Below are 5,220 nucleotides of genomic sequence, written 5' to 3'. Positions count from 1 at the left end.
TGCCAGGTTTCCAGGTAGGCGCAGACCGCGCCCTTGCGCTTGCCGCCCTGGTTAACTGCAACAGCGGTGTCGTTGACCACTTTGAGGAAGGGCACGACGCCCTGGGACTTGCCGTTGGTGCCTTTGATATAGGCGCCCAGGGCACGCACCGGGGTCCAGTCGTTGCCCAGGCCGCCGGCGAATTTGGACAGCAGGGCGTTGTCGCGGATGGCGTCGTAGATGCCGCCCAGGTCGTCCGGCACTGTGGTCAGGTAGCAGCTGGACAGCTGCGGACGCAGGGTGCCGGCGTTGAACAGGGTCGGGGTCGAGGCCATGTAGTCGAAGCTTGAGAGCAGGTTGTAGAACTCGATGGCGCGGTCTTCTTTCTGCTTCTCTTCAATTGCCAGGCCCATGGCCACGCGCATAAAGAAGATCTGCGGCAGTTCGAAGCGGATGCCGTCCTTGTGGATAAAGTAGCGGTCGTACAGGGTCTGCAGGCCCAGGTAGGTGAACTGCTGGTCGCGCTCGTGGTTGATCGCCTTGCCGAGCTTTTCCAGGTCGAAGCTTTTCAGCACCGGATTCAGCAGTTCGAACTCGATGCCCTTGTCGATATAGGCCGGCAGCGCTTGGGCGTACAGGTCGACCATCTCGTGGTGGGTGGCGCTGCTGGCGACTCCGAGGAAGCCCAGGCCTTCGGCGCGGATGTTGTCCATCAACAGGCGCGCGGTGACGTAGCTGTAGTTCGGCTCGCGCTCGACCAGGGTGCGGGCGGTCATCACCAGGGCGGTGCTGACGTCGCTCTGGGCCACGCCGTCGTAGAGGTTCTTCAGGGTTTCTTTCTGGATCAACTCGCCGTCGACTTCGGCCAGACCTTCACAGGCTTCGGTGACTATGGTGTTGAGGCGGCCCATGTCCAGCGGCGCGACAGTGCCGTCGGCGTGGGTGACGCGGATGCTCGGGTGCGGCTCGGCAATGTCGGTGCTGCCGGTCTTGCGCGCCTGGCTGCGCGATTCGCGGTAGATCACATAGTCGCGGGCGACTTTCTGCTCGCCGGAACGCATCAGGGCCAGTTCGACCTGGTCCTGGATTTCTTCGATATGGATGGTGCCGCCGGACGGCATGCGGCGCTTGAAGGTGGCGCTGACCTGTTCGGTCAGACGCGCCACGGTTTCATGGATACGCGACGAGGCGGCAGCGGTGCCGCCTTCTACGGCGAGAAAGGCCTTGGTGATGGCAACGGTGATCTTGTCATCGGTGTAAGGCACCACAGTGCCGTTACGCTTGATCACACGCAGTTGGCCCGGCGCGGTGGCGCTCAGGTTCTGGCTGTCATCGGCGGCCTGCGGCGCTTGGGCCTGCGGGTTCTCGCGAGAGGTGTCGGTGTGCATGAAGGTCTCCATGTTCTGTATTTATTAGTTAGACGCTAAGTCGTCGATCACTGCGGCGAACGGCCGTTCATTCCATTTCAACAACGCCATGCGCACAGCCAGAGGCCGGGCACACAGGGACTTGCAAACTGGGCAGGGAAGGTACGACTAAAGCGCCTTCCTGGCTCTAAAAGTCTAGTGCCGCTGGTAGGGCGGCACTACTTAGATGTCACTACTAGATATTGTGGTGCGTGTGCAAGGCGATCATGCTGCGGTCCGCAGCCTGCTAAGCGTCTGTGACGCCTGGGCGAGGTTCTGAACCCATACAGCTGAAGCGATCTTTGAAGCGGTCATCTGCACTGTTTTAGTTCTCGGTCTGGACCTTTTAGCGGCAAATGTGCTTGTGTCTGTTTCTGTGCAAAAACCCAATATGTAGGTGTTTGGCGCGGTGGGGATACAAGATAGTGCGGTGCTCGGGGGAAGGCAAGCCAACAAGTTTGTCCAGGCTGTGTATAAATCTGTGGGTTACTTTGGGGTAAGTTTCGCGAGGCCCCGTGGTAGCTGGGGTTGTTGTGTGGATACCGTTCGTCGTTGGGGACGCGGGTTTTTTTCGTTGATTTACCCAGGATTTTTAGCGCGTCACACAAACACAAGATGTAGGTTTTTTTCTTGATTCTTGGCTTGCTCTATGCAGGCGCGCCGCTGGGCTTTTTCACGCACTCATTCTGCCGTCGCTAGTCGCGACGGCGTTGCTACAATGCCCAACGTTTCCGCGTTACCAGGGAGTTCGTTGTGGAGCAGCAGTCGTGGCACATCCTTATTGTCGAAGACGACCAACGCCTGGCCGAGTTGACCCGCGAATACCTGCAGGGCAATGGCCTGAGCGTGTCCATCGAGATGGACGGCGCCCTGGCCGCCACGCGGATTCTGCAGGAGCAGCCGGACCTGGTGATTCTCGATTTGATGCTGCCGGGCGAAGACGGTTTGTCGATCTGCCGCAAGGTGCGCGGCCAGTACGACGGGCCGATCCTGATGCTGACCGCGCGCACCGACGATATGGACCAGGTGCTGGGCCTGGAGATGGGCGCCGACGATTACGTGTGCAAGCCGGTGCGCCCACGGGTGTTGCTGGCGCGCATCCGCGCCCTGTTGCGGCGCCGGGAAGGCAGTGAGGCGGCCGCGGTGAGCGAGCGCCGGCGCCTGCAGTTCGGCCCCCTGGTGATCGACAGCGCCATGCGCGAGGCCTGGCTGGGCGAGCAGGCCATCGAGCTGACCAGCGCCGAGTTCGACCTGCTCTGGCTGCTGACCGCCAATGCCGGGCGGATTCTGTCGCGGGAGGAAATCTTCAACGCCCTGCGCGGCATCGAGTACGACGGCCAGGACAGGTCCATCGATGTGCGCATCTCGCGCATTCGCCCGAAAATCGGCGACGACCCCATGCACCCGCGGCTGATCAAGACGGTGCGCAGCAAAGGCTATCTGTTCGTTGCCGAAGCGGCCGAAGCGCTGCTATGAATTCGATCTTCCTGCGTATCTATGGCGGCATGCTGGCGGTGCTGGTGCTGGCAGCGCTGCTCGGCGTCGGCGCCCTGCAGTTGCTCAACGAGGTGCGCGCGGATCAGTACCGCGAGCACCTGGCCCAGGGCACCTTCCGCTTGATGGCGGATAACCTCGTGCCCATGGTCGATGTCGAGCGCCGTCGCGCCGTGGTGGTGTGGGGGCGTTTGCTTGGCATCCCCCTGCAGATCCAGGCGCTGGACGCGGTGGAGCTGGATGGCGGGGCGCGCAACCGCCTGAAGCGTGGCCAGGTGCTGGTGCAGCAGACCGGCGCCCATGCGGCCACCGTGTACAGCCTGCTGGGCGACCAGCAATTGCTGCTGAGCGGCGAGGTGCAGCAGGTCAGCGAACAGCTGGCGCGCGCCACCGTGTACCTGCTGATCGATGAGTTGATCCGCTATCCCCATGCCGAACAGCCGCAGCGCCTGGCCGCCCTCAAGGAGGCCAAGCAGTTCGGCTTCGACCTGCGCCTGGTCAGCCTCGAGCAGGCCGACCTGGATGCCGACCAGCGCCGCCGGGTGGACGAGGGCGATACGGTGATGGCTCTGGGCAAGGGCGGCGACAGCATCCATGTGTTCGCCGGCATAGTCGGCACGCCCTGGGTGCTGGAAATCGGCCCGCTGTATCAGATGAACCCCTATCCACCGCAACTGCTGGTGCTGATCGGCGCCCTCGGCCTGAGCCTGATCGGCCTTATGGTCTATCTGCTGGTGCGGCCCCTGGAGCAGCGTCTGAGCGCGCTGGAAGAGGCGGCCACGCGGATCGCCAGCGGGCGCCTGGATGCCCGGGTGCCGACCCGCGGCAGCGACTCGGTGGGGCGCCTGGCGGCGGCCTTCAATGCCATGGCCGAGCACTTGCAGCGCTCCCTGAGCATTCAGCGCGAGATGGTCCGCGCGGTGTCCCATGAACTGCGTACCCCGGTGGCGCGCCTGCGCTTCGGCCTGGAGATGATCGGCGATGCCGAGAGCGAGGCGGCGCGGCGCAAATATATGGACGGCATGGACAGCGACATCCAGGACCTCGACAAGCTGGTCGACGAGATGCTGACCTACGCACGCCTGGAACAGGGCGCGCCGGCGCTGAACTTCCAGCAGGTCGACCTGGACGAGCTGATCGATCAGGTGATCACCGAGCTGGCCCCGCTGCGCGCCAGCGTGCGGGTCGAGCGCGGGCCCTCGCGCGATGCCGTGGACGGCAGCGGCGCCTGCGTCGAGGCCGAGCTGCGCTACCTGCACCGGGCCCTGCAGAACCTGGTGAGCAACGCCATGCGTCACGCCGAAGGGCGGGTGCGGGTCAGTTACCGGATCGGCCAGCAGCGCTGCCGCCTGGATATCGAGGATGACGGCCCCGGGGTGCCGGAAGAGGCCTGGGAGCGCATCTTCACCCCCTTCCTGCGCCTGGACGACAGCCGCACCCGCGCCTCCGGCGGGCATGGCCTGGGCCTGTCGATAGTGCGGCGGATCATCTACTGGCACGGCGGCCGCGCGCAGATCAGCCGCAGCGAGAGTCTGGGTGGCGCCTGCTTTAGCCTGCTCTGGCCGCGCAAGCAGGGCTAAGCGTTTTCCGTAGGAAGGGTCAGCCTTAGAAGCTGTTTAGGATCTTGCGAGCTAGAGCCATGCAAGGCAAAAACAGGCGAGGAAGCGGAGTGTACTTTTGTACATGAGCATTCCGAGCCTGTTTTTAACGCAGCAGGGCCGACGCGCAGCAGATCGTAAGCAGGTTCTTAGAACGGTGCCGGGCACTCGAAGCGCATGCGCTCGCCGCTGTGCGGATGAGTCAGGCTGAGCATGCTGGCGTGCAGGCACAGGCGGTCAAAGGCGGCCAGGGCCTCGGGGTTGGCGTAGAGGCGGTCGCCCAGCAGCGGGTGGCCGATGGACAGCATATGCACGCGCAGCTGGTGCGAGCGCCCGGTAATGGGCGTCAGCTCGACCCGGCAGTAATAGCCACAGCGTTCCAGCACGCGCCAATGGGTCAGGGCATGTTTGCCCTGCTCGTGGTCGACCACGTGGCGCGGCTTGGTCGGCGGGTCGTAACGCAGCGGCAGGTCGATGCTGCCGCTGTCCTGCGCAAGCTGGCCCCAGCACAGGGCGGTGTAGGCTTTTTCGGTTTCGCGGTCGTGGAACTGCCGCGACAGCTCGCGGTGGCTGTCGGCATCCCGGGCCAGGACTATGATGCCGGAGGTTTCCCAGTCCAGACGGTGGACGATGCGCGCTTCCGGGAAGCCGTTTTCCTGCAGGCGGGTGACCAGGCAATCGCGGTTGTCCTCGGCGCGGCCGGGCACCGAGAGCAGCAGGGTGGGCTTGTTGATCACCAGCAG

At 63.9% G+C, this 5,220-nt stretch carries 4 protein-coding genes; 2 read left to right on the top strand and 2 right to left on the bottom strand.

Annotated elements, in window-relative coordinates; translation table 11 throughout:
• The coding region (locus Q8Q83_RS03670) for an ATP cone domain-containing protein (protein WP_305621215.1) at positions 1-1,367 on the bottom strand (1,367 nt) is incomplete at its 3' end.
• A gap of 771 nt (positions 1,368-2,138) precedes the next feature.
• On the opposite strand from Q8Q83_RS03670, the gene Q8Q83_RS03665 reads away from it, so the two are divergent.
• Positions 2,139-2,861, top strand: a complete 723-nt coding sequence (locus Q8Q83_RS03665) for a winged helix-turn-helix domain-containing protein (RefSeq protein ID WP_305621214.1) — start codon at positions 2,139-2,141, stop codon at positions 2,859-2,861.
• Positions 2,858-4,459, top strand: a complete 1,602-nt coding sequence (locus Q8Q83_RS03660) for an ATP-binding protein (protein WP_305621212.1) — start codon at positions 2,858-2,860, stop codon at positions 4,457-4,459. The genes Q8Q83_RS03665 and Q8Q83_RS03660 overlap by 4 nt, the downstream gene beginning before the upstream one ends.
• A 167-nt stretch (positions 4,460-4,626) precedes the next feature.
• Here Q8Q83_RS03660 and Q8Q83_RS03655 read toward each other — a convergent pair.
• Positions 4,627-5,220, bottom strand: a 594-nt coding sequence (locus tag Q8Q83_RS03655) for an RluA family pseudouridine synthase (protein ID WP_305621210.1), incomplete at its 5' end; no start/stop codon positions are given.

The sequence above is a fragment of the Pseudomonas sp. genome (assembly GCF_030696055.1).
GTDB lineage: Bacteria > Pseudomonadota > Gammaproteobacteria > Pseudomonadales > Pseudomonadaceae > Aquipseudomonas.
Note: the sequence above shows the minus strand (reverse complement) of the source record. Positions and strands in the feature narration are given on the sequence as shown.